We start from the raw sequence: 22,187 nt of genomic DNA, 5'->3' as shown, positions 1-22,187 counted from the left end.
TTGTAATTCAGCATCGAACCGGAGGAATCCACCAACGTAATAATCAATGGTTTCTCAGGCCGGTACTTGATCGTTTCCCAAACCAATCCAAGCAACAACAAGCCAATCAGGAAAATACTCAGGGTTCTGAGAGAAAAAAGAACTCTCAGTTGCTTTAAATTCCATACAGACCGTTGATCAGTCCTGAAATAATAATAAAATGAGAATCCTACGGCAAGTATTGAAATAGGAAGCAACCACCAGATAGAATGATCGGAAAAGTAATTCATGCAACGAAAATACGCTTTTTACTTTTTCTTATTCGTTAAAGTGTATGAAATTCCTAAGCCCAATACCGATTTAAATTGTGTTCTCGGACCAGTTCTTCCTTTCGAATCACGAATTTGGATATCATCATCATAAATCAGGTTCCACTGTAATGAAGCCTGAAGCCATTTATTGACTTTGAATGTGAAGATATTTTCAAAATTAACATCGATATTTTGCGGGTTATGCTCGTAATTGCTAAACAATTCCAAACGCGTCTTCATTTCAACATTCTTGAAAATCTCTTTTTGAAAACGAACCCGGAAGTAAGCCCCTATTTCGCTTCTAAAACGCAATCCTGGTTTCAAAATATTTCCGCTTTCATCCAATTCCGCTGCTTTTACGCCAAAAGCTCCGGCATTTGCCAAACGCTGATCCCTGACAAATGTCATTTTGGAAGCAATCGGCGATAAATACACACTGAAATAATCTACCGGAGCATATTCAATACCAAGCGAAAAATTGACATAACCCGGAGCCATGAATTTCGAAATCGGAACGGAATCATTCGGAAAACTAAATCCATTCAAAAATTGCGTTCTAAAACCTCCAAGAGCTGTTAAAAACCAATGTTTCTTAAATTCATAACCAAATGAAGATGCCAAATCGATCCGGTCATCTGTTTTCTGAAGACCTTGTTTTTTTCCCGTAGAATCGGTGTAATACATCCCACCAAGTGCCAACGCCACATCGTTTGTCCATTTCAACCGGCGCTTTTCGTAGGTTGCTGAGAAATTAATAAAGCTGAGTACGGCGATGTTATTTCGTCCACCTGCAGCCCAATTTACAAATGCTGTTTGAGAACCTGACAGACCAAATAAACTGGTATAAGTCCAATATTTCTTCGGAAGTAGTGAATCATGAAGCGCGTCTTGTTTTTTTAATTCGTCACGCAACTTTTCCGCATCTGTTTGGGAAAAAACAAGAGAACTTGTTGCCAAAGCAAAAAAGAGAATAATGATTTTCATAGACTGATTGGTTTTTAATTTTTACAAATTTAGTTAAATCACTGAATTTAGTGAATAAACCTAAAAATAGCGAGACTTCTGTTAGAATTAATACTTTTTCTACTGGAAGAAAATTCCAAAAAAAATGATTCAACCTAATTTACAGATAGTTAAAGTAATGCTTTAAGTACCGAATCAACACGCCTCTGCAAAAAATGATACAATTTATGTATCAACGAGGTTAAAACAATGTACAGGTCTTTCCCTTGCTTTCCACCCTCTTTGTCCAAAGTAACAAGGATTCCAATTTTAGGCGATTATAATACCTCATTCCCATAAATAACACAAGAAAAATCAGTAAATTCGTCATCGAAATTATAATTTGCTATGTCGAAAGAAGTTTACATTATTGCAGCGGTTCGTACTCCAATGGGCGCTTTCATGGGCGGTCTGTCATCGATCTCTGCTACTCAATTAGGAGCAACTGCTATCAAAGGTGCTCTTGATAAATCAGGAGTTAATCCTGCATCCATTGATGAAGTTTTCATGGGTAACGTATTACAGGCTGGTGTAGGACAAGCTCCTGCTCGTCAGGCTGCATTGGGTGCCGGTTTGCCAAATACCGTTCCTTGTACAACTGTGAACAAAGTATGTGCTTCAGGAATGAAAGCAATTATGCTTGGTGCTCAAACAATTCTTGCAGGCGACAATGAGATCGTTGTTGCAGGTGGAATGGAAAACATGAGCCAGACTCCTCATTATATTGACGGAAGAAACGGTATGAAATTCGGGAACATCACGATGTTGGACGGAATCACAAAAGACGGTTTATTGGATGTCTACAGCAAAGTTCCTATGGGAACATGCGCTGAGCTAACTGCAAAGAAATACGATATTTCGCGTGAGCAACAAGACGAATTCGCAATCACTTCATACAAACGTGCAGCTGCTGCATGGGAAGCAGGAAAATTCAAAGATGAAATCGTTGGAGTTTCTGTTCCTCAGCGTAAAGGAGATCCGATCATGGTGGTGGAAGACGAAGAATACAAAAATGTATTTTTAGATAAAATCACTTCTTTGAGACCAGCATTTGACAAAGACGGAACAATTACAGCTGCAAACGCTTCTACATTGAATGACGGAGCTTCTGCTTTGATTTTGGCTTCCAAAGAAGCGGTTGAAAAACACGGATTGAAACCAATTGCTAAAATTGTGAGTTATGCAGATGCTGCTCATGAGCCGGAATTCTTCACAACAGCGCCTTCAAAAGCAGTTCCGAAAGCGTTGGCTAAAGCTGGATTGAGTACTGACCAGGTAGATTTCTGGGAATTGAACCAGGCTTTTGCTGTTGTTGGTTTGGCAAATACCAAAATCTTAGGATTGGATCCTGCAAAAGTGGATGTAAACGGTGGAGCTGTGGCTTTGGGTCACCCGCTTGGAAACTCCGGATCCCGTATCATTGTTACGTTAATCAATGTATTGAAGCAAAACGGTGGAAAAATCGGTGGTGCCGGAATCTGTAACGGAGGCGGTGGTGCTTCTGCCATGATTATCGAGAATATCTAAGAGAAAGAACACAAATAAAACAGAATGCCATTCCTTTTCGGGGTGGCATTTTTTATTAACCACAGTAGAGCACATAGAAGGAAATACTCATTAGTATCGGTAAAAAGATTTTCTGCTGACAGGTAACTCTATGTGTCCTATATACCTATGTGGTTTAAAAATAGACATAAGTGTCCTAAAATATAGGTGATGAAATGGAAAGATACTGATATCAAATATCCGTGTATTTTCTTCTCCCGCAGAAGGGCGCAGATGTTAGCAGAAAATGAGAGACTTTTTACACTTGACTCAGCGGGAAATTTCAAAAACCACCTAAATTCTGGTACAAGTCAAAAATAAAAAAGCACCGCCTGTTGACGATGCTTTTAATTTTCTTATCCGATCGGATTAAGCCGGTGTTCCAAGATTCTCAGCTACTGCCGTAGAAATGGCAGATTTTTCAAAACGCAATTTGGTACCTTCCGAATTAATCAATACCGTAGTATCAGTGATCTCCAAAATTTTCCCATGAATTCCACCGATAGTCACTACTTTATCTCCTTGCTTCAAGTTTTCACGAAAAGACTTCAATTCTTTTTGCTTTTTTTGTTGCGGGCGAATTAAAAAGAAATAAAACACCACCAACATCAATACAAGCATTATAATTTGCATAACTCTACTTTTTTTATTTAACTACTTATTTAATAATATTTGCTTCAACCACTACCTTCGTACTCGGAGGAGTTGTATTGGACAAAATGGTCACGCTTCTTGTGACAGGTCCTTCAGAAAATGATTCTGTTTTAACATCTGCTTTTACATAACCTTTTTCTCCCGGAGCAATTGGTTCTTTACTCCAGTCTGCTACCGTACAAGAACACGATCCGGATACATCTGATAACACCAACGGGTTATCACCTGTGTTCTCAACAGTAAATTTAGCATGAATCACCTCACCTCTGGCGATTTTTCCTGCATTAAATACGCTTTCAACTTTCATAGTGGTTTTGTAACCAACGATTTCTGAAGGAGAATCAGAACCACAAGCTGTCAACAAGGCCATCCCGATCGCTATCGGGGCTAAAAACATGATTTTTTTCATAACATTAATCCATTAAACCTCTTCCGAGTTTAGAAATTTTTCCATCTTTTACTAATCTATCAACGGCTTTGTCGAGGATTCCGTTGATAAATCCGTGACTTTTCGGAGTTGAATAGAACTTTGAAATCTCAATATATTCGTTCAAAGTTACCTTTTTAGGAATATTCTTGAACACCTGAAGTTCCGTAATGGCCATTTTCAATAGAAGAATATCCATTTTTGCAATACGCTCCAACTCCCAGTTATCCGTCATTTCATCAATCAACTGAAGATTTTCGGAATCCATTGAAATGGTTTTACGAAGCAATGTGCGCAAAAATTCCTGCTCATCTTCTTTGTCTTTAAACAAAGGCATCACCACAAATTTCTCACCTTCTTCCATTAATTTAATGGATTTGATCACCATTTGACAAGCCAGATCAATATCGTCTAGCCAGTGAATGCTTTTCTCTTCGAAAAAATGATAGATCAGCGGAGAATTTGCAATCTCTGTCTTAAACAGGTTAATCATGAAATTCTTGTCTTCTTCAAAACCTGTCAATCCGCTGTTCATAAAAGAGAAATACGTTTCGCTCTCTCTCATTTGAAGGTAGATCTTACGGAACATCTCATGATGATCGTCTCCGATCCAGTTTACCGAGCGATCTTCCGATGCTTCGCGAAGAGAATAACTATCCTGCAAAGCCTGGATAATCACCGAATCCACAAATTTGGTATTCGGATTCAAATCCTCTTCCTTCGGACGGATTTTCTTTTTGTTCTCTTCAATACGGTGTTGTGCTATATCTTTCAGTTCCCCGAAAGTCAGCAATAAATACAAGTACAGATCATAAATGCGATCTACTGCCTGCAATAATTCGTTTTCCGTTTTCTTAATACTTTCTTCATCTCCCTGAAAATAAGCATAAAGAGCCTGTAAAACCTTAATACGTAAATGTCTTCTATTCAGCATTCGTAGCTACTCTCCTATCTTTTTATAGTGGTAATTTTACTTTACCGATTGACTCAATACGCTCTTCTGCCATTTTATTAGCGATCTGGTAAGTCGGAACTCCTTCAGCATTCGAACGGGAAACAATGTTTCCGATTGTCGTGTAAATTTCTTCCGCTTTTCTCATGGACCATTCTGCCGGCAAATTAGCCACTTCAGAATAGCAATTGATTACACCACCTGCATTCAATGCAAAGTCAGGAGCGTAAATAATTCCTTTATCTTTCACCAATTGTCCGTGAATTTTCTCATTTGCCAACTGGTTATTCGCAGCTCCGGCAATGATTGAACACTTCAAACGGTTAATGGTCTCGTCATTTACAGTTGCACCCAAAGCACACGGAGCGTAAATATCCATTGGTACGTCATAAATCTCATCCAAACCAACCACTTTCACTCCGTATTCGTTTGCAACACGCTTCAATGTTTCTTCGTGAATATCCGTTACAGTTACTTCAGCTCCTTCAGAAACCAAATGCTTCACCAAATATTCTCCAACGTGACCAACACCTTGTACCGCTACTTTTTTTCCTGACAAAGAATCAGAACCGAATTGCTGGCTTGCACACGCTTTCATTCCCATATAAACTCCGTAAGCAGTTACAGGAGATGGATCACCGCTTTTTCCTGGTAAACCAACTACGTGATTTGTTTCCATCGAAACCAATACCATATCAGCAGGTGAAATACCCACATCTTCCGCAGTAATATATTTTCCTGCCAGAGAGTTTACAAATTTTCCGAAACGACGGAACAAAGCTTCTGATTTCATCGAACGGGAATCTCCGATGATCACTGCTTTTCCACCACCCAAATTCAATCCTGAAATTGAATTCTTATATGTCATACCTCTTGAAAGACGCAATACGTCATTCAGAGCCTCCATTTCATTATTGTACATCCACATACGCGTTCCGCCCAATGCAGGCCCCAGAACAGTGTTGTGAACAGCAATAATTGCTTTCAGACCAGTTGCAGTATCGTTACAGAATAACAATTGCTCATGGTTATACATACTCATTTGAGAAATAACGGGGTTTTCAGCCAGATTTAAATCTTTGACTTCTTTTACTTCAAACATACGCGACTTTTAATCTTTTATTTCAATGCGAATGGCTAATTTTGTAATTCGAACAAAATCGCATTAGCGCTCGCAAAAATAGGAAATTTATCGGATGAAGTCTCTAAGCTATTTAAACAAATATTTCTTCAAATACCGTTGGCGATTCCTGCTTGGTATTCTCTTTATCGTTATCGGTAACTACTTCGGTGCTCTGATTCCCGTAATTATCGGTGAATCCATGGATGTATTAAAAGGAAACCAACCGATTAATCCCGGTCAAACACTTTTTTGGGCAGCCATCAGTCTTGCCGGAATGGTGATTCTTTTTAACATAATTAAGGGATTTTTCCTGTTCCTGACCCGGCAAACACTCATTGTCATGTCCCGGTACATCGAATTTGACCTGAAAAATGAAATCTTCGAAAAATACCAACAGTTGGATTACAGCTTTTACAAAAGTCAATCCACCGGAGATTTGATGAACCGGATTTCAGAAGACGTTTCCCAGGTTCGGCAATACTTAGGCCCGGGAATTATGTACACCATCAACCTGATTGCCCTCTTCCCTTTCAGCTTGTACCAAATGCTGAAGATCAATGTGGAACTGGCATTCTATGCACTTGCGCCGCTTCCCATCATGGCAGTTTTGATTTACCTAGTTTCAACAAGAATGAACAAACTGAGCAAGGAAGTACAACAGGAACAATCCCGTTTGAGCACTTTGGGACAGGAAACATTCTCCGGAATCCGTGTAATCAAAGCCTATATCCAGGAAAAACACGCCAAACAAAACTTTGAAGCGAGTTCGGGCTCCTACCTCAAAAAGACCATGCGCCTTGTTCGCACGAATGCCTTATTTATGCCGACGATTTCTTTATTGATAGGAACAAGTACCTTATTAAGTATTTACATCGGAGGAATGCTTACTCTTGGAGACAATCCAGCCATTCAAACCGGACAGATTGTAACAATCATTTTGTTGATCTACAATTTAACATGGCCTTTCGCAAGTATTGGCTGGGTGACCAGTATCAACCAACGCGCAGCAGCTTCACAGGAACGGATCAATGAATTTCTGAAAACGGAACCGGCGATTAAAAACACCAGCCAGGCAGAAGTAGCTGCTTTCCGGGAAATCCGATTCGAAAACATATCATTCCGATACAAACCGGATCTTCCGGATGTTCTTTCGGATATTAACTTTACCTTGAAACGAGGTGAAACTCTTGGAATTATCGGAAAAACAGGTTCCGGAAAATCCACACTGCTGCAGTTGATTGTACGACAACTGGATCCAAGTTCCGGAAATATCAACTACAACGACGAAGCGTTAGCAACAATCAATTTAAGCGAATACCGCAAGCAAATTTCCGTTGTTCCGCAAGATGTTTTCCTGTTCTCCGACACCATTAAAAACAACATTGCTTTCGGAGCCTTGAATTTTGACACCGTTAAACAAGAGGAAATTATTGAAGCTGCCAAAAATGCACATGTGCTTCACAACATTGAAGCTTTCCCCGACAAATTTGACACCATTCTGGGTGAGCGCGGAGTGAACCTTTCCGGAGGACAAAAACAGCGCGTAAGTATTGCCAGAGCATTGATTCGCAAACCTCAGATCTTATTGTTGGACGACTGTTTATCGGCTGTAGATACCGAAACAGAAGAGATTATTCTGCGCAATCTGAAAAAGCTGAACCAGGAGCATCAAACCACTTCCGTGATTGTCAGTCACCGGATTTCAAGTCTCAGAAACGCAGATTATATTCTCGTTTTAGAAGATGGCCGCATCCTGGAAGAAGGAAAACCGGCAGATTTATTGGCTCAAAGCAGTCATTACCGGGAGTTGTATGACAAGCAGTTGATTGAGGAAAGTGATTTGAATATATTGGAGGATTAACCCGGAGGTCATCCGGGAAAATCAGCTCATTAAAAATCCCGAAACGCTTAGTACCACTGGGCTAATAGATACATGTCTATTTGTATTTTTGAGCACTAAAGCAAGCGTAATCAGAAGTCCTATTCTTTCTCCGGATGCATCAGCATATAATGCTCCAGCTTATCTTTGATATATGTCACCAATTCAATATCAGAAGCCGTTTTCAGGAAGTTCTCATCCATTGCCATGAAGTGAATGAAATCAATAAAGTCGTCCGGTTTAAGCTTGATGATATCATACGAAACGTATAAACGCAATAATTCCTGTACAACCTCTTCTTTCTTATCTTCGTATTGTTTCCTGGCAACGATTGCCTTCGACTGTTCTCTTTTGGAAAAACGTTCATACAATGCCGTTATCGGGCTTTGAAATGCCTCCAATCCGGTAATTGTTCTTGTTTCACGCATTGCCAGATCTGCACGCTCTTCCTTGATTTCCTGGAGAGATTTCAGAGGTTTAATGACCACTTCTTCAATCTGGCGGGCCTTTCGCTCTACAGCGGCATATACTTCAAACTGGCAGCTCGAATCTCCCACCACACGAAAACCATAACGCTCGTAACCTTTCACCGACAAGACAATGGAATCATTATTACTGACATATACTCCGAAAGTTCCGTTTGGCTGACCAAAAACTCCTTCACCAGTAGAAGTATTCACAACCATCAAATTCAGGAATGAATGTTTAACCAAAGTGTCTTCCACTTTTCCCTTTAACCAGACTTTGGTACAAGGAACTTGCGCATACATTGTGCCTGACAGCATCAAGAGAACCGGAACAATTAGTTTCATGAAACGAAAATATGACTTTTTTTCAGGGTTTTGTTCCCGTTAACGATTATTTAGAGTTTCACACAAATTTGTAAATGAGAAGAACTCAGTATCATTTTCCGCCTGAAACACGAAGAAATGCTTTTACAGCTTCGCAATGAAAAATAATTTGTAATTCTATGGAAAAAAAGTCAGTGCTGCATCTTACTTAAAAATGATGACATGTTACGATCTATTTATCACATACTAACCGTGTTATTTCTTTCCGGATATTCCTTTTATACAATTGGGCAATCAACGCCTCAAAAACCGCGTTGGAACAGAAGAACTCCTTATCAGTTAACCGTCAAACAACTGAGTGTTGAATTCCAAACCTGGACAGATCAATCGGGACTCACCGTTACAAAATTCCAGAAAACAGGACCAGATAGTATTGTTCTTTCCCGGCAAGACCAAATAATCGGTACATTTCTCGCCAGCGGTACCCGGATTTATTCGCCACGTTTTGTGATGAAAGACGGAAACGGAACAACTTTATGGATCGACAGCTTCCGGGTAAAAGAGCAATTCCACCTTCAAACTTATCTTGCCAATTACAGAGCCTCACTTGCTTCACATTGGACATTTTATTCCACAGGAATCCTTTCTGGCGTTAATTACAAAGATTTGTATGATGAGGATTCCCTTTCATTACAATGGTCAGAATCGGGTATTTTACGACTAAAAAAGCAGAAAAACCGGGAATACCATTATTCTGAAACCGGCTTCTTACAATCCGTATCGTCAACAAATGGTGCTGAATACAAGGCTGTCTATTACAACAACGGCATAATTCAACGCCTTTCATGTGATACCATAATAAAGAATCAGATCGTTCAATACATTGCAGATTATTCAGTTAAAGGGGTGCTTTTGAAAGAAAGCTGGCTCAAAGGTGGAGAACCTTGTGAAACATGGCGCGAATACGATCAAACAGGAAAACTCATCAAAACGGTTCGACACACACCTTTAGTTGAATTTTCATCCGTTATTGACTATGTAGCTGTCCCTCTTGAAGCACCACCCGTATTCCTGACCTATGTTGAAGAGTTGGCAGATTACCCCGGCGGACAGGCGGTACTTTTCCGGAAACTGGAAACAGATTTCATCCGTGTTTTTTACACTGGTCGCACACCTTTGGAGGGTCCTTACACCATTCGTTTCGAAGTCAACGAAGACGGAATGATAAAATTCCTGGATATTACCGGTTTGCACGCAGAAAATATACAATCCTCCGTGAAAACGATTATGGAAAAATTACCTCGTTGGCAGCCGGGTAAATCCAATGGAAAAAGAGTCAAGCAAATCACGCTGTTGACATTGGATTTTAAAGCCGTGAAACACTAAACTTCTGAACTATTAAGAAGAGTCCGCAACATGTAAATGAAATCACATCGATTTTGACCTGGAAAAGTTTACAACTTACAGGAACAAAAATTCACAAATGTATAAATTCTACATTCACTTTTGTAACTGTTAATTTTTCGAAAGAAATCGTTTTTCCAAAAACACGCTCTAAAAGTTCGTAAATTTGCACCATGAAAAGAGTGGTCGTAGGCTTATCAGGCGGTGTAGACTCCAGTGTTACCGCACATTTACTTCAACAGGAAGGATATGAAGTTATTGGACTTTTTATGCGCAACTGGCACGATGAAACGGTAACACTTTCAAACGATTGCCCGTGGATCGACGACAGTAACGACGCTCTTTTAGTAGCGGAACACTTAGGAATTCCTTTCCAGGTATTGGATTTAAGCAAAGAATACAAAGAACGCATTGTAGACTACATGTTTGCCGAATACGAAGCCGGAAGAACTCCGAATCCGGATGTCTTATGCAACCGCGAAATCAAATTCGACGTATTCTTAAAAGCTGCTCTTGATTTGGGCGCCGACTATGTTGCAACCGGTCATTACTGCCGGAAAACAACTACAGAAGACGGTATTCATCACTTATTGGCAGGATTGGATCCGAATAAAGATCAATCCTACTTCTTGTGTCAGTTATCCCAGGAACAACTTTCCAAGGCCCTGTTCCCGATTGGAAACCTGCAAAAAGCAGAAGTGAGAGCCATTGCCAAAGAAATCGGATTGGTAACAGCAGAGAAAAAAGACTCTCAGGGACTTTGTTTTGTAGGCAAGATTTCACTTCCGGAATTTCTTCAACAAAAACTTCAGATAAAACACGGTAACATTATCGAAATCAATGAAAATGATGATCAATTTCTAAATTATTCATCCATCCCTGTAAACCTTGAAAATGTGGTAGATCTAAGCAAAGAATTCATCTACTCACCCACCATGGGAACGACGGTCGAAAAGCATATCGGAGCGCATTATTACACCATCGGACAACGAAAAGGACTTCATATTGGCGGAAGACCAAACCCATCGTTTGTAATCGGGATAGACACTGAAACGAATACTGTTTACTCCGGACAAAAAGACGAACATCCGGGGTTAAACAAATGGGCCCTAAAGATTGAAACCAATGAAATGCACTGGATCAATCCGTTGTACGCCATGAAAACAGGTGATCAAAAGGGATTTTCTGTAAGAATCAGATACCGTCAGCCGCTTCAAAAAGGCACACTAACACGCCTGGAAGATGGTTTTTACATTCTATTCAATAAAAAACAACGCGGAATTGCTCCCGGGCAGTTTGCAGCACTTTATGTTGAAGATGAATTGGTAGGATCAGGAATTATTTCTCATTAGGAAGAAATACATCAAAGGTGAAATCTTCGTAAAAGACCAGTGTTTTAACGATTTTCTTGTTTGCTTCAGCATGTAACGAGACTTTCTCCTCATCCGAAGAGCCCTGCATCTCTTTACTTTGGACTTTTTCAACAAATTCAGTCGATTCTGCAGCATCAGATGAGGATTGTTTCCCTGTAAACAGCCATTCTGCAGATACACGCGGAAAAGCAAGCAGCAGCTTTTCAATGAAATCAAAACCCGGTTTATTCCGGCCGCTTAAAACATGACTTACATTGGAACGCTGCACTCCTATCCTATCCGCAAAGGAACCGGCATTCAGCTTATGCGAATCCATAATCATTCTCAAGCGATCTTTAATTTCCATAGATACAAATGTAAACTATTTGAGTTACATTTTACACTTTCTAAATATTCACATTTGTAACATTTGAAAACAAAAAGAAAGGATTGCCAAACGACAATCCTTTCCCTGTATTATTTTATTCCTGTTTAATTCGAGCTATATCCGAAGAAAAGCATGCTGCTCTGAACCTGTGGCATACCCGGACCAAATGTAACCAAATCCATCAATTGAGCAACTTCAACAATACTCAAACTACTATTCTTTCCTAAAGCTTTGTGGCGTGCCAATTTATTTTTTGCCAAGCTTATTGCGTTATTAATCATTGTGCTTTCCATATTATATAAAACTTAAAATGCAATTCAACTGACCACATTTACGCTACTTTTCTGTTTTAGGTTACAAAATAAATTCAAAAAAACAGAAAGCACCTCATTTTAAATTAAATAAACAAAACAAGTAAACACAACTAAAAAATTGATTTTCAATAAATTAATCCCGAAACAAGTAGCATTACATTTGTAATAAAAAAATGCAAATTAATTGGAAATCAGCTCTTCATATGCATCCTGAATTTCTAAAAATCGCTGCGCATATTCCATTTTTTGCTCTTCTGAAAGATCTAAATTTCCATCAGGATGGTATTTTTTAGCAAGTGCACGGTATCTTTTTTTAACCTGCTCTTCTGTAGCATTGAGATTCAAATCTAAAATTGCAAGGGCAAACTTTCTTCGCGTTCCGCTATTTGCAATTTCATGCAACCTGGCATTGTTGGATTGACCGAAAATGCGTTTTCTGAATTCAATGACTTTATTTTCAATATACATCGAACGAACACCGATCAATTCCCCCAAACGGATCAGCGCGGTGAATTCGCGATCAATCATATCTCCGTCTACAAAAACCAAATCAATCAAAAAATCAATCAAATCTGCCCGCTCTTTGGAATCCGGCATCTTTTGAACGATCCAATTCGCCACACTGCGCACATGAATGGAAGTTTCGTTTACCAAATCCAATTCATTCGCAATTACCAGTGAATCCACCTTGAATTTTTCATGAATATAAACCACCACAAAAGATTGTTTTTCAAAAGGTTTCAATGAGTTCTTTCGCATCATCCACGCAGCCAGTAAAACATAGATCTGGAAGATCATTTTCTCGCTTTTCGGTCCGGAAGGAGGTTGGAAACTTCTTTTCAAAACAAGTTCAGAGCTGATTTTGCGCTCGTTGGAATCCTTCAGCTGTCTCTTAGTCAAAACGACTATTGACAATACTAAAATCAACACAAACACAATCCCAAGAACCAACATATCAATCAATTATACAGTTGCTGCAAGCAAACTATCATAAAGTCATTCTGATCTCAACAATAAACGCATTCAAAATCACGACACCAATTTAAGCAATTCATCATAATACGACTGAAGTTCCTGGAACTTTACCTCCAATTCTTTTCGCTCTTCAGGAGTAGCCCCCGGATGGCGGTCAGGATGGTACTTTTTTACCAGTCTCTTGTATTTCGTCCTCAAAACATCTTCATTCAATGACTCCCGTTTTAATTCGAAATAATCCAGTGATTTATCAATAAAAGCTGAAAGATAACTTTCCGTTCCGGTATCGTGCGTTTTCTTCCAGCGTTCCTGTCTTTTGGTAAAAGCCCGGTTAATATTCTCCATCAAATTGATCCACTCTTCGCGAGCCAATCCAAAAGCATCTATAATCCGCACGAGTTCGGCTTTCTCGCGTGGACCTACTACTCCATCCTCTGCAGCCATATGAATCAGAAAACGAACAACATCTTTCCGCTCATCTTCAGATTGAAAACGATTTAACCAATGAACAATTGATTCCGAACGATACACGTCATTATAAGCCATTTTAAGTGATTCATGGAACGAACGATTGTTTTCAGGATACAGGTAAACGATATATCCTTTCAGATAAGCGCATTTCTCTTTAAAACATTCCGGATGAGTCCGCAACACATTCATACTCAACAAAACCAGGGCATCAATGTGATTATACGGATTGAATTTTGTTTTAAACCGGAATTCCTTCTTCAATTTGAAATAAGCATAGCGAATAAGCAAATAGGTCGGGTAAGCCATGATAAGTGCGGTAAGCGAAAGCCCGGTTACCGTTTCAATCAGTTTCTCTCGTTCAAATTCTTCTTCCGCAAGCCTTTGAGCTTGAGCCGATGAAATATCCAGCAATACGAAAAAGTTCATTAGTTATTGGATAATTTGGAGGTTAATGATTCGTAAGCCGCCTGAATTTCACGGAATTTCTCACTCATTTGTTTCTGAACTTCCGGTGATTCTTTTGCAAAACGATCGGGATGTGTTAATTTGACCAATCTGCGGTAAGCCGCTTTCACTTCTTCCATCGAAGCACTTTTCTCCAGGCCCAAAACACTATAAAAAAGATCCATTTGAGAAGCATTTGGCCGGGTCTGATACCGCTGTTCATTCTTCCGGGTAATCTTTTCCCGGTAAACAGCATCAAAATTATTCAGCTTCAATCCCAATTTCGACATCAAAGCAAGAAGATATCTTTGTTCATCCTCATTGATTCCGCCGTCATAAGCTGCAATTCCGGCTAAAAAATTGATCATTTTAATCCGCAACGCTTCAGACAAATGTTGATTGGACCAATCCGCAAGAGAATCCATTTTGACGATATGCCGCATGGAATAATCATACGATTCGGCCGCATGATAATAAACACTTCCGAAATTTTCACTAAGAAACTTATCGATATACGGGAATTTCCTATAATAATTATCCAAATCTCTTACTACTATCGCGCACGCTGCGGCAATGAAGATTTCAAATACATTTTGCTCTGTCGGCTCAAAATCTTTCGGAATAATCCCTTTATCCCAGCTCGCCTCAGATCTTCCATAAAAATAGCTTATTATAAACGGAGAAGCAACGATAGCCAAAACAAACAGAACCACCAATGTTCCTGAAAGATAATCTGTTTGCGATGAAACGTCGCTTGCTGTATTGGAAATCCGGCCCAATTCTGACCGGGTCAAAGAATCTACCAGTTGATTTAGGGAATCTTGATTCATGATTATTTAGGCATTAACGGATAAATCAAATGTTCCAAACCATTCAATTTGATTTCATAGATTAATTCGAGCTGCTGGCCCAGTTTACCCGCAGGAAATCCATTTTGCTTGAACCAAACCAGGTAATTTTCAGGCAAGTGGATCAAATACCTGTCTTTGTATTTTCCAAAAGGCATTTTTGTTTTTGCCAGCAAGACCAATTGATGTTCATCCATTGGGTGAATTTAGCTCAAATTAGCCAAATTAAAGACATATTCTGTCCCGGAATTTGATGTTTTCAACTCCAGTTCTCCTTCCAATTGTTCCGACATCGCCTGGATAATCTCTGTTCCGAAAGAAGCCACTGAATTTTCAGCCCAGGTTCCGTTATCACTGTAATAAAGCAAAAATCGGGAGGAAGCAGTTTGCAAATCCACCAAACGAATCACAATTTTAGGATTTTCCTGGTGGAAGAATGCGTGTTTCAATGAATTCAGCAACAGCTCATTGATCAAAAGCGCCAGTGGCACAATGCTTTTGGATTTCATATCTTCCACCTTCACTTCAATCTCAAATTCCGGTTTTTGATCAATGGAATAACTCGTCAATAAACTATTCACCAGTGATTTCAGGTATTTCTCCAGATCAAACTTCGACAAGGAACCCGATTGATACATTTTCTCATGAATAATCGCCATGGCTGTTACACGATCAATTGCCTCCTGGTAAAAACCACTGCTTTCAATGCCCGTACTATTGGCCTGTAAACGCAGTAAACTGGTAATAATCTGCAGGTTGTTCTTTACACGGTGATGAATTTCACGCAACATCACTTCCATCTCGGAATTTTGTTTCGAAATGATCTTGTTTTGCTCAATCAGAATATTGTTATTTTCCTGCAACTCTTTTTCAGAGTATTTTGTTGTCAGAATATACAGGTTCAATAAATAACCGATTGCAAAACCAACAATTGAGTATTCTGTGATAAAAGTTGCGATATCATTTCCTGAAAAGGATTTAACCGTGACGATATTCGCCTCGTGATAGAAAATCAGGTAATAAAACAAGACTAAGAAGTGACAAATCAATATGGAAATCCCCCATTTCTTTCCAAGAATAAAGAACGTAAAGATGATGTTGACAATCATCCACATGGGCGTAAGATAATGTGTTGCCTTGAGAAACAGAAACGCTCCGGAAATGATGAAAAATGAAACAACCGCGCAGATTTTCGCTACAAGCCGGTAGTTTTTTGTATACCTCAGGAATATCAGCGCAACCAGGCACATTCCAACCGCAAACACATTCGGCGTGGCACTGAAATGCTCATTGGAGTAGTTGACAATCGTCACAACAGACATGAGAATGACAAAAAAAATGCACAAGTGTTTTACCAACTTGTATTTAATTTTCTCATGAAAATCAATAAAGTCCCGCTCCAATTTGGTCATTCTAAAAGTTTCACAACAAATAAACGCAATTTATAGTTTATAAATTCGTCGATTCACAAAAAAGAGTGAAAATTCGTTCCACAATTCTATGAATCCCAATCTATTTAAAGGTTGAAGTCAATAGTTCGTATGCTTCCTGAATTTCAATAAATTGAGAGACATGCTTTTTCCGGGTCAAATCATCTGAATCCTTGATACGATCAGGATGGTAAATTTTAACCAGCTTCCTGTAAGCGCGTTTGATCTGAAGCAATGACGCCCCATTTTCAAGACCCAAAATGTAGTAATAAGGAACGTAATCAATCCTTTGGGAAGAAACAACACTTTGTTTTCTTTGGGTCAGAAGATCCTGAAGTTCGGTGTTCAACTCATCCAGATTCAGATTAAATTCCCGCAACAAGTAGAAAATCATTTCCGATTCCCTTGAACTGATCGACCCATTACTATTTGCAAGATGAACAACATAAGAAAACAATTCAACTTTATCTGAAGTTTTCAAATACTTATTCGTCCAGGAAACTAAGCGCCTGGTGCTTAAACCATTTAACAAAGCTCCTTCATACGAATCCTTTAAATTAAAATTTACATCAGAGAAATTCGCATCCAGGTATTTTTGAATCAGGGAAAGTTTATGCCTCAAAATCCGTTCATCTTCCCTAAAGGAAATCAGGCATCCGAAAGCAATTAAAATCTCAACATGATTCCTCCTGGAATAATTGAAATTCTTAGGTAAAATACCATTTTCCCAATAGGTAATCCGATGTCCCTTTTTATACTTCGCATAAGCAAAAGGAATACAAATAATGAGAAAAGGAATGGAAACGATGATAAAAAAAGCCAAATCATCAGTACCATTTGCAGGGTTTATTTTTAACTGCTGAAAAAACAGAAACATCAGACTTTTCCTTATTCAGGAATTCGCTTCAAAACTTCCAGTAAATAATCCCAGAATTTCTGAACAGACGAAACCTGAACACACTCATCCGGAGAATGAGCTCCGCGGATATTTGGTCCGAAAGAAATCATATCCATTCCCGGGAAGTGTTTTCCTAAAATTCCGCACTCCAAACCTGCGTGGCATGCTTTGATATTTGGTTCCGCCTGAAATTTCTCTCTGTACAGATCCGCCATGACATTCAAAATAGCTGAATCTGCATTCGGTTCCCAACCCGGATATTCTCCTCCCTGAACCACTTCCACTCCGACGCTTTCAAAAGCAGCACGAATCGTATTTGCTACGTCCATTTTGGAAGATTCTACTGAACTGCGCTGCAAGGATTGTGTTGTAAACAGATCATCTCCAACGGTCACTTTCGCCAAACTGGAAGAAGCTTCTACCAAACCGGCAATGGACGGACTCATTCTGAAAACTCCGTTATGAACCGCATAAACAGCATTTACAATTCGTTTAAAATCAGACTTTTTGACTACTCTGTTTAAATCTCCTGTTTCAAACACTGTCCAGTTTGCATCCTTTTCAATTGATTGAAATTCAGCAGTAATCTGCTCAATAATTTCATCTGAAGCCTGGTAAAATTTTGTTTTATCATCGTTTGAAATGGCGATCACTGCCGTACTTTCACGAGGAATTGCATTTCGCAAGCTTCCACCGTCCAAAGTACAAAGCCGTACATCAACAACCGACATCACGTGATTCAGGAAACGATTCATCCATTTGTTGGCATTTCCCCTTCCCAAATGAATATCCATCCCGGAATGTCCGCCAAGCAAACCTCTCAGTTTGATTTCAACACACACATGACCATTCGGCAAATCTTCATAAGTAATCGCTGCAGATGTATTGGTATCAATTCCGCCCGCACATCCGATCGACAATTCATCATCATCTTCCGTGTCAAGATTCAATAAAATTGTTCCCGAAATATTCGAAGCATCCACCTGCAAAGCTCCCGTCATTCCGGTTTCTTCGTCAATGGTAAACAGCGCTTCGATGGCAGGATGTGCAATATCTGTCGATTTCAGAATCGCCATGATCGTTGCCACTCCGATTCCATTATCAGCTCCAAGTGTCGTTCCGTTTGCTCTCACCCAATCTCCGTCCACAATCATTTCGATTCCTTGCTCATCGAAATCAAAAATAGTTTCGGAATTTTTCTGGTGAACCATATCCAAATGCGACTGCATAACAATCGTTTGGCGTTTTTCCATTCCGGCTGTTGCCTTCTTCTTGATCACCACATTACCGACACGATCCTGAATTGTCTCCAAACCAAGAGATTTTCCAAAATTGACCATGAATGCGATCACGCGCTCTTCCTTTTTCGAAGGTCGTGGAACTTCGTTTAAATCAGCAAAGTGATTCCACAACGCATGGGGTTCTAAATTTCTTACTTCCATAATTTCAGTAATTAATCAATAGTAACCAGGCAATAGTTATCAAGTACAAACTAATCACTATTGCCTATTGGCTATTCACTATTTTTAATATTTACAATTCTATTGATGTATAGTTCTTCCACCTTGGTTCTGGCCCATGGGGTTTTCCTCAAAAATTTCAAACTGGATTTCACACTGGGTTCATGGATGAAGCAGTTAATCGGGATCATTTTTCCCAAACGTTCGAAACCAAACTCTTCTACAAGTTCTGTCACGATTTTTTCCAATGTTACTCCGTGAAGTGGATCCATATTTCTTTAATTGATCATTGAAAAGGGATTCGAAGTCTTCCCCCTTTGAAGGGGATCGAGGGGATGGCCAAGAATTTCGGAGCCACCCTCCTTAGTCCTCCCTCAAGGGAGGAAACCTCAATCAACTTCGATTAAACCAGTTTACGGTATTTAATTCTCTTCGGCGCGGCATCTCCCAAACGCTTGCGCTTGTTCTCCTCATACTCGGAATAAGAACCTTCAAACCAAACAACTTGTGAATCACCTTCAAAAGCCAGAATGTGCGTACAAATACGATCCAGGAACCAACGGTCGTGGGAAATAACTACCGCACAACCTGCAAAACTTTCAATTCCTTCTTCCAAAGCACGCAAGGTATTCACGTCAATATCATTCGTAGGCTCATCAAGCAAAAGCACGTTCGCTTCCGTCATCAAGGTCATTGCCAAATGCAAACGGTTTCGTTCACCTCCGGAAAGCACTCCAACTTTCTTACTTTGATCCGATCCTGCGAAATTGAATTTCGACAAGTAAGCACGGGCATTGAATTTTTGATTTCCGATTTCGATAAACTCATTTCCGCCTCCGATCACTTCAAAAACCGTTTTTTCAGGAGAAATGTCCTTGTGCGTCTGATCTACATAACCGATTTTAACCGTTTCACCAATCGCAAAAGTACCTTTGTCCGGCTTCAATTCATCCATGATCATTTTGAAAATTGTGGTTTTACCCGCACCGTTCGGCCCGATAATTCCAACAATTCCCGCTGGTGGCAACTTGAAATTCAAATCGTCATACAATAACTTATCTCCAAACGCTTTCATCACATGTTCTGCATCGATGACATTGTTTCCTAAACGGGGACCATTCGGAATCGGAATTTCCAATTTCACTTCTTTGTCCTTCATTTCTTCCGACATCATCTTATCGTAGTTCTGAATACGTGCTTTATTTTTAGCGTGGCGGCCTTTCGGGTTCATTCTCACCCATTCTAACTCACGGGCAAGCATTTTCTGACGTTTGGATTCGGTTTTTTCCTCTTCTTTCAAACGGTTTCCTTTTTGCTCTAACCAGGAAGAATAGTTTCCTTTCCACGGAATTCCTTCCCCGCGGTCCAATTCCAGGATCCATCCTGCAACATTGTCTAAGAAGTAACGGTCGTGGGTTACAGCAATCACCGTTCCCTTGTATTGTTGTAAATGCTGCTCCAACCAATCAATGGATTCCGCATCCAGGTGGTTGGTAGGCTCATCCAGCAACAAAATATCCGGGTTTTGAAGCAGCAAACGGCACAAAGCCACCCGGCGCTTTTCTCCACCGGAAAGTGTTTCAATCAACTGATCATCCGGTGGACAACGCAATGCGTCCATCGCACGGTCTAATTTATTATCCAATTCCCACGCATCAACTGCATCAATCTTATCTTGTACAACTCCCTGGCGAGCAATCAACTTATCCATTTTATCCGGATCGTTCAATACTTCTTCGTCCATGAAAGCAGCGTTAATCTCTTCGTATTCTTTTAAAATATCCACGATATCCTGAACACCTTCCATCACCACTTCTTTCACCGTTTTCTTCAGATCCAATTCAGGCTCCTGCGGCAAATATCCAACCGAATATCCCGGGGAAAAAACAACATCTCCCTGGTAGGATTTATCCAGACCAGCGATAATCTTCATGACGGTAGATTTACCGGAACCATTCAAACCGATGATCCCGATCTTTGCTCCGTAGAAAAAAGACAGGTAAATATTTTTAATGATTTGTTTTCCCTGTGGAGTCACTTTGGAAACTCCAACCATGGAAAATATGATTTTTTTATCGTCTGACATATTGATTTTTTAGGAAAACAAAGATAACATTCTATGTGAAAAATTCAGTTAAAATCAAGGTTCATAAACAAAAAAGAGTCCGTCTCCTGCAATTGGGAGACGGACTCTTTTAAATAACTATTCGTTGACTCAATTCAGCTGTTCACTTTCCAATACACTATTTTGATCGGTGTATCGGGTATTTGGAAAAGCTGGCTGAACAAATTAATCCAATAAATCGGTGCTTCCTGAAATAATTCCCGAAGCCGTATCAGATCCGAATCCGTTTGCATTCTTCTGCATCAATACTTCTTTGTATCCGTTAAGCTTCACCCAAAGAATAATCCAAACAATCAAAATTGCCAATGGAGTAAGGAAATTCAAAAATGGAATAAACGCTCCGAAAGACAACGCACACATCGTGATTGCTAATCCTTTCCCAAAATCACCGTCTTCAGCTAAGCCATGAGATCTGTACTCATTCTTAATCGACTCGCAAATTTTCGGATATACGATAAACCCATACACCAAACTGAACAGCGGAATCCACATAAAGAGTATGTTGGCCACACCGGTCGTTCTGTTTTGTGGTCTGATATAGGCCATCGTGTCAATCAATGTCTTATAATAATAGATAACTAATAAAAGAATACCTACGATAATAATCAAATACAACAATACTATTCCAATACCTAGGGCTAAAAATTCTCCCGCAAAAGGGTTGTTTCTGTACATAATAATCAAGTTTAGTGAGTGCCAAAACTACTTAATTTTTGTTAAAAATCAATAGAAACAGGTTTTTTATTGAGTTTCCCCATTTCAATTGCGTACATCACAATAAATGCAATAGGAATCAGATTGGTAAGCAATCCGAAAAACATTCCCCCGCCAAACGATTTCGTCAAAGCAAGCATTGTATAAACCGAAAATACAATTGGAGGGAATTCTCCCAGAAAATAAATCCAAAACCCCCAGCGTTTCAAGCTGAACATCAAAAATGCTCCCAGCGAACACAAAACGGGACTCAGAATCCCGAAACCGAAAAAAAACAATCCTGATTTCGGCGAAACATCCTGAAAGGCCTTGAAGAGGTTTGAAGCTGCCAGTGAAAGCAACAGCATCACCAGTGAGTACATTGATCCCACCCAGGTCAGAATACAAATCACCAAAAGCAATATGGATCGTTTATCCTTTAACCGAACTTCGAGGCTATCAACCGACTCTTCTGTTTTCCAATTTTCCATGTGTCCGAATCTAATCAAAGAAGTAGAATATAACAAAAAAATCCCTCTGCAAATGCAGAAGGATTTTTTCTATTCTTTAATGAAAGAATGAATTACATATCATTCAATTCTTTTTCCATTCCTTTCTTAAATGCTTCTTTGAAAGCATCATCACCGATAGTACTTGATGCAGCAGCAGCAAGACTCAATCCCATTACAAGGATGATAGCCCAAACTGTACCAGCAATTCCG

24 protein-coding genes are annotated in these 22,187 nt (G+C 39.6%); 4 read left to right on the top strand and 20 right to left on the bottom strand.

Translation table 11 applies throughout. From position 1 onward, the window contains the following. The coding region (locus Q1V93_RS11940; protein WP_300664968.1) for a hypothetical protein at positions 1-269 on the bottom strand (269 nt) is incomplete at its 3' end. Positions 270-287: 18 nt separating this feature from the next. Continuing rightward, positions 288-1,274, bottom strand: a complete 987-nt coding sequence (locus tag Q1V93_RS11935) for a DUF3078 domain-containing protein (protein WP_300664966.1) — start codon at positions 1,272-1,274, stop codon at positions 288-290. 366 nt (positions 1,275-1,640) lie between these two features. Between Q1V93_RS11935 and Q1V93_RS11930 the strand changes: the two genes are divergently transcribed. Further along, complete coding sequence (locus Q1V93_RS11930; protein WP_300664964.1) at positions 1,641-2,819, top strand: acetyl-CoA C-acyltransferase; 1,179 nt, start codon at positions 1,641-1,643, stop codon at positions 2,817-2,819. Positions 2,820-3,206: 387 nt separating this feature from the next. Here the strand turns inward: Q1V93_RS11930 and yajC are convergent, their stop codons facing one another. Genes yajC through Q1V93_RS11910 form a run of 4 tightly spaced genes read right to left on the bottom strand, consistent with a single transcriptional unit; the run spans position 3,207 to position 5,972 of the window. Next, positions 3,207-3,470 (bottom strand): preprotein translocase subunit YajC, encoded by a 264-nt coding sequence (yajC, locus tag Q1V93_RS11925; RefSeq protein WP_300664962.1) that lies wholly within the window; start codon positions 3,468-3,470, stop codon positions 3,207-3,209. 25 nt (positions 3,471-3,495) lie between these two features. Continuing rightward, positions 3,496-3,900, bottom strand: coding sequence for a DUF1573 domain-containing protein (locus Q1V93_RS11920; protein ID WP_300664960.1), 405 nt, complete (start codon positions 3,898-3,900; stop codon positions 3,496-3,498). Between the two features lie 4 nt (positions 3,901-3,904). Further along, the gene (gene nusB / locus Q1V93_RS11915) at positions 3,905-4,852 is read right to left on the bottom strand and encodes a transcription antitermination factor NusB (protein ID WP_300664958.1); all 948 of its coding nucleotides are present in this window, start codon (positions 4,850-4,852) and stop codon (positions 3,905-3,907) included. 22 nt (positions 4,853-4,874) lie between these two features. Next, positions 4,875-5,972, bottom strand: a complete 1,098-nt coding sequence (locus Q1V93_RS11910) for a Glu/Leu/Phe/Val dehydrogenase dimerization domain-containing protein (protein ID WP_300664956.1) — start codon at positions 5,970-5,972, stop codon at positions 4,875-4,877. A gap of 94 nt (positions 5,973-6,066) precedes the next feature. Here Q1V93_RS11910 and Q1V93_RS11905 point away from each other — a divergent pair, with 94 nt between their 5' ends. Next, positions 6,067-7,854, top strand: coding sequence for an ABC transporter ATP-binding protein (locus Q1V93_RS11905; protein ID WP_300664954.1), 1,788 nt, complete (start codon positions 6,067-6,069; stop codon positions 7,852-7,854). A 119-nt stretch (positions 7,855-7,973) separates the two neighbouring features. On the opposite strand, the gene Q1V93_RS11900 is transcribed toward Q1V93_RS11905, so the two are convergent. Continuing rightward, the gene (locus Q1V93_RS11900) at positions 7,974-8,684 is read right to left on the bottom strand and encodes a hypothetical protein (protein ID WP_300664952.1); all 711 of its coding nucleotides are present in this window, start codon (positions 8,682-8,684) and stop codon (positions 7,974-7,976) included. A 201-nt stretch (positions 8,685-8,885) separates the two neighbouring features. On the opposite strand from Q1V93_RS11900, the gene Q1V93_RS11895 reads away from it, so the two are divergent. Together Q1V93_RS11895 and mnmA are read left to right on the top strand one after the other, a co-directional pair. Beyond that, positions 8,886-10,049: a hypothetical protein gene (locus tag Q1V93_RS11895; protein WP_300664950.1), complete on the top strand. Its 1,164-nt coding sequence runs from the start codon at positions 8,886-8,888 to the stop codon at positions 10,047-10,049. A 191-nt stretch (positions 10,050-10,240) separates the two neighbouring features. After that, positions 10,241-11,419, top strand: a complete 1,179-nt coding sequence (gene mnmA, locus Q1V93_RS11890) for a tRNA 2-thiouridine(34) synthase MnmA (protein WP_300664949.1) — start codon at positions 10,241-10,243, stop codon at positions 11,417-11,419. On the opposite strand, the gene Q1V93_RS11885 is transcribed toward mnmA, so the two are convergent. The 13 genes from Q1V93_RS11885 to Q1V93_RS11825 form a co-directional block, all read right to left on the bottom strand. Continuing rightward, complete coding sequence (locus tag Q1V93_RS11885) at positions 11,406-11,786, bottom strand: helix-turn-helix transcriptional regulator (protein ID WP_300664948.1); 381 nt, start codon at positions 11,784-11,786, stop codon at positions 11,406-11,408. The genes mnmA and Q1V93_RS11885 overlap by 14 nt on opposite strands. A gap of 125 nt (positions 11,787-11,911) precedes the next feature. Continuing rightward, positions 11,912-12,067: a hypothetical protein gene (locus Q1V93_RS11880; protein WP_300664946.1), complete on the bottom strand. Its 156-nt coding sequence runs from the start codon at positions 12,065-12,067 to the stop codon at positions 11,912-11,914. Positions 12,068-12,301: 234 nt separating this feature from the next. Then, positions 12,302-13,075 carry a DnaJ domain-containing protein gene (locus Q1V93_RS11875; protein ID WP_300664944.1) on the bottom strand — a complete coding sequence of 258 codons (774 nt, stop codon included), beginning with the start codon at positions 13,073-13,075 and terminating at the stop codon, positions 12,302-12,304. A gap of 75 nt (positions 13,076-13,150) precedes the next feature. Further along, positions 13,151-13,993: a TerB family tellurite resistance protein gene (locus Q1V93_RS11870; protein WP_300664942.1), complete on the bottom strand. Its 843-nt coding sequence runs from the start codon at positions 13,991-13,993 to the stop codon at positions 13,151-13,153. Then, positions 13,993-14,841 carry a DnaJ domain-containing protein gene (locus tag Q1V93_RS11865; protein ID WP_300664940.1) on the bottom strand — a complete coding sequence of 283 codons (849 nt, stop codon included), beginning with the start codon at positions 14,839-14,841 and terminating at the stop codon, positions 13,993-13,995. The genes Q1V93_RS11870 and Q1V93_RS11865 overlap by 1 nt, the downstream gene beginning before the upstream one ends. A 2-nt stretch (positions 14,842-14,843) precedes the next feature. Beyond that, on the bottom strand, positions 14,844-15,056 hold the full coding sequence (locus Q1V93_RS11860; RefSeq protein ID WP_300664938.1) for a DUF3820 family protein: 213 nt from the start codon (positions 15,054-15,056) through the stop codon (positions 14,844-14,846). Positions 15,057-15,065: 9 nt separating this feature from the next. Continuing rightward, complete coding sequence (locus Q1V93_RS11855) at positions 15,066-16,271, bottom strand: sensor histidine kinase (RefSeq protein WP_300664936.1); 1,206 nt, start codon at positions 16,269-16,271, stop codon at positions 15,066-15,068. A 100-nt stretch (positions 16,272-16,371) separates the two neighbouring features. Continuing rightward, complete coding sequence (locus Q1V93_RS11850; protein ID WP_300664934.1) at positions 16,372-17,166, bottom strand: J domain-containing protein; 795 nt, start codon at positions 17,164-17,166, stop codon at positions 16,372-16,374. Between the two features lie 11 nt (positions 17,167-17,177). Further along, positions 17,178-18,629, bottom strand: coding sequence for an aminoacyl-histidine dipeptidase (locus Q1V93_RS11845; protein ID WP_300664932.1), 1,452 nt, complete (start codon positions 18,627-18,629; stop codon positions 17,178-17,180). A gap of 71 nt (positions 18,630-18,700) precedes the next feature. Beyond that, entirely contained in the window at positions 18,701-18,919 is a 219-nt protein-coding gene (locus tag Q1V93_RS11840) for a VF530 family protein (RefSeq protein ID WP_300664930.1), read from the bottom strand. A 131-nt stretch (positions 18,920-19,050) separates the two neighbouring features. Continuing rightward, entirely contained in the window at positions 19,051-20,733 is a 1,683-nt protein-coding gene (gene ettA, locus Q1V93_RS11835; RefSeq protein ID WP_300664928.1) for an energy-dependent translational throttle protein EttA, read from the bottom strand. A 204-nt stretch (positions 20,734-20,937) separates the two neighbouring features. After that, complete coding sequence (locus Q1V93_RS11830) at positions 20,938-21,447, bottom strand: hypothetical protein (RefSeq protein ID WP_300664926.1); 510 nt, start codon at positions 21,445-21,447, stop codon at positions 20,938-20,940. 41 nt (positions 21,448-21,488) lie between these two features. Then, entirely contained in the window at positions 21,489-21,956 is a 468-nt protein-coding gene (locus Q1V93_RS11825) for a hypothetical protein (protein WP_300664924.1), read from the bottom strand. Positions 21,957-22,187: the final 231 nt, after the last annotated feature.

Source organism: Fluviicola sp. (genome assembly GCF_030151805.1).
Taxonomy (GTDB): domain Bacteria; phylum Bacteroidota; class Bacteroidia; order Flavobacteriales_D; family Crocinitomicaceae; genus Fluviicola.
The sequence above is the reverse complement of the archived record's forward strand: the minus strand, read 5'-3'. Positions and strand labels throughout refer to the sequence as shown.

Coding starts and splice junctions, on each gene's coding strand:
- Q1V93_RS11935 (WP_300664966.1), bottom strand. CDS start 1,274: ATGAAAATCATTATTCTCTTTTTTGCTTTGGCAACAAGTTCTCTTGTT.
- Q1V93_RS11865 (WP_300664940.1), bottom strand. CDS start 14,841: ATGAATCAAGATTCCCTAAATCAACTGGTAGATTCTTTGACCCGGTCA.
- Q1V93_RS11845 (WP_300664932.1), bottom strand. CDS start 18,629: ATGGAAGTAAGAAATTTAGAACCCCATGCGTTGTGGAATCACTTTGCT.
- Q1V93_RS11825 (WP_300664924.1), bottom strand. CDS start 21,956: ATGGAAAATTGGAAAACAGAAGAGTCGGTTGATAGCCTCGAAGTTCGG.
- Q1V93_RS11910 (WP_300664956.1), bottom strand. CDS start 5,972: ATGTTTGAAGTAAAAGAAGTCAAAGATTTAAATCTGGCTGAAAACCCC.
- Q1V93_RS11905 (WP_300664954.1), top strand. CDS start 6,067: ATGAAGTCTCTAAGCTATTTAAACAAATATTTCTTCAAATACCGTTGG.
- mnmA (WP_300664949.1), top strand. CDS start 10,241: ATGAAAAGAGTGGTCGTAGGCTTATCAGGCGGTGTAGACTCCAGTGTT.
- yajC (WP_300664962.1), bottom strand. CDS start 3,470: ATGCAAATTATAATGCTTGTATTGATGTTGGTGGTGTTTTATTTCTTT.
- Q1V93_RS11875 (WP_300664944.1), bottom strand. CDS start 13,075: ATGTTGGTTCTTGGGATTGTGTTTGTGTTGATTTTAGTATTGTCAATA.
- Q1V93_RS11860 (WP_300664938.1), bottom strand. CDS start 15,056: ATGGATGAACATCAATTGGTCTTGCTGGCAAAAACAAAAATGCCTTTT.
- Q1V93_RS11830 (WP_300664926.1), bottom strand. CDS start 21,447: ATGTACAGAAACAACCCTTTTGCGGGAGAATTTTTAGCCCTAGGTATT.
- Q1V93_RS11895 (WP_300664950.1), top strand. CDS start 8,886: ATGTTACGATCTATTTATCACATACTAACCGTGTTATTTCTTTCCGGA.
- Q1V93_RS11870 (WP_300664942.1), bottom strand. CDS start 13,993: ATGAACTTTTTCGTATTGCTGGATATTTCATCGGCTCAAGCTCAAAGG.
- Q1V93_RS11885 (WP_300664948.1), bottom strand. CDS start 11,786: ATGGAAATTAAAGATCGCTTGAGAATGATTATGGATTCGCATAAGCTG.
- Q1V93_RS11930 (WP_300664964.1), top strand. CDS start 1,641: ATGTCGAAAGAAGTTTACATTATTGCAGCGGTTCGTACTCCAATGGGC.
- Q1V93_RS11840 (WP_300664930.1), bottom strand. CDS start 18,919: ATGGATCCACTTCACGGAGTAACATTGGAAAAAATCGTGACAGAACTT.
- Q1V93_RS11900 (WP_300664952.1), bottom strand. CDS start 8,684: ATGAAACTAATTGTTCCGGTTCTCTTGATGCTGTCAGGCACAATGTAT.
- nusB (WP_300664958.1), bottom strand. CDS start 4,852: ATGCTGAATAGAAGACATTTACGTATTAAGGTTTTACAGGCTCTTTAT.
- Q1V93_RS11920 (WP_300664960.1), bottom strand. CDS start 3,900: ATGAAAAAAATCATGTTTTTAGCCCCGATAGCGATCGGGATGGCCTTG.
- Q1V93_RS11850 (WP_300664934.1), bottom strand. CDS start 17,166: ATGTTTCTGTTTTTTCAGCAGTTAAAAATAAACCCTGCAAATGGTACT.
- ettA (WP_300664928.1), bottom strand. CDS start 20,733: ATGTCAGACGATAAAAAAATCATATTTTCCATGGTTGGAGTTTCCAAA.
- Q1V93_RS11855 (WP_300664936.1), bottom strand. CDS start 16,271: ATGACCAAATTGGAGCGGGACTTTATTGATTTTCATGAGAAAATTAAA.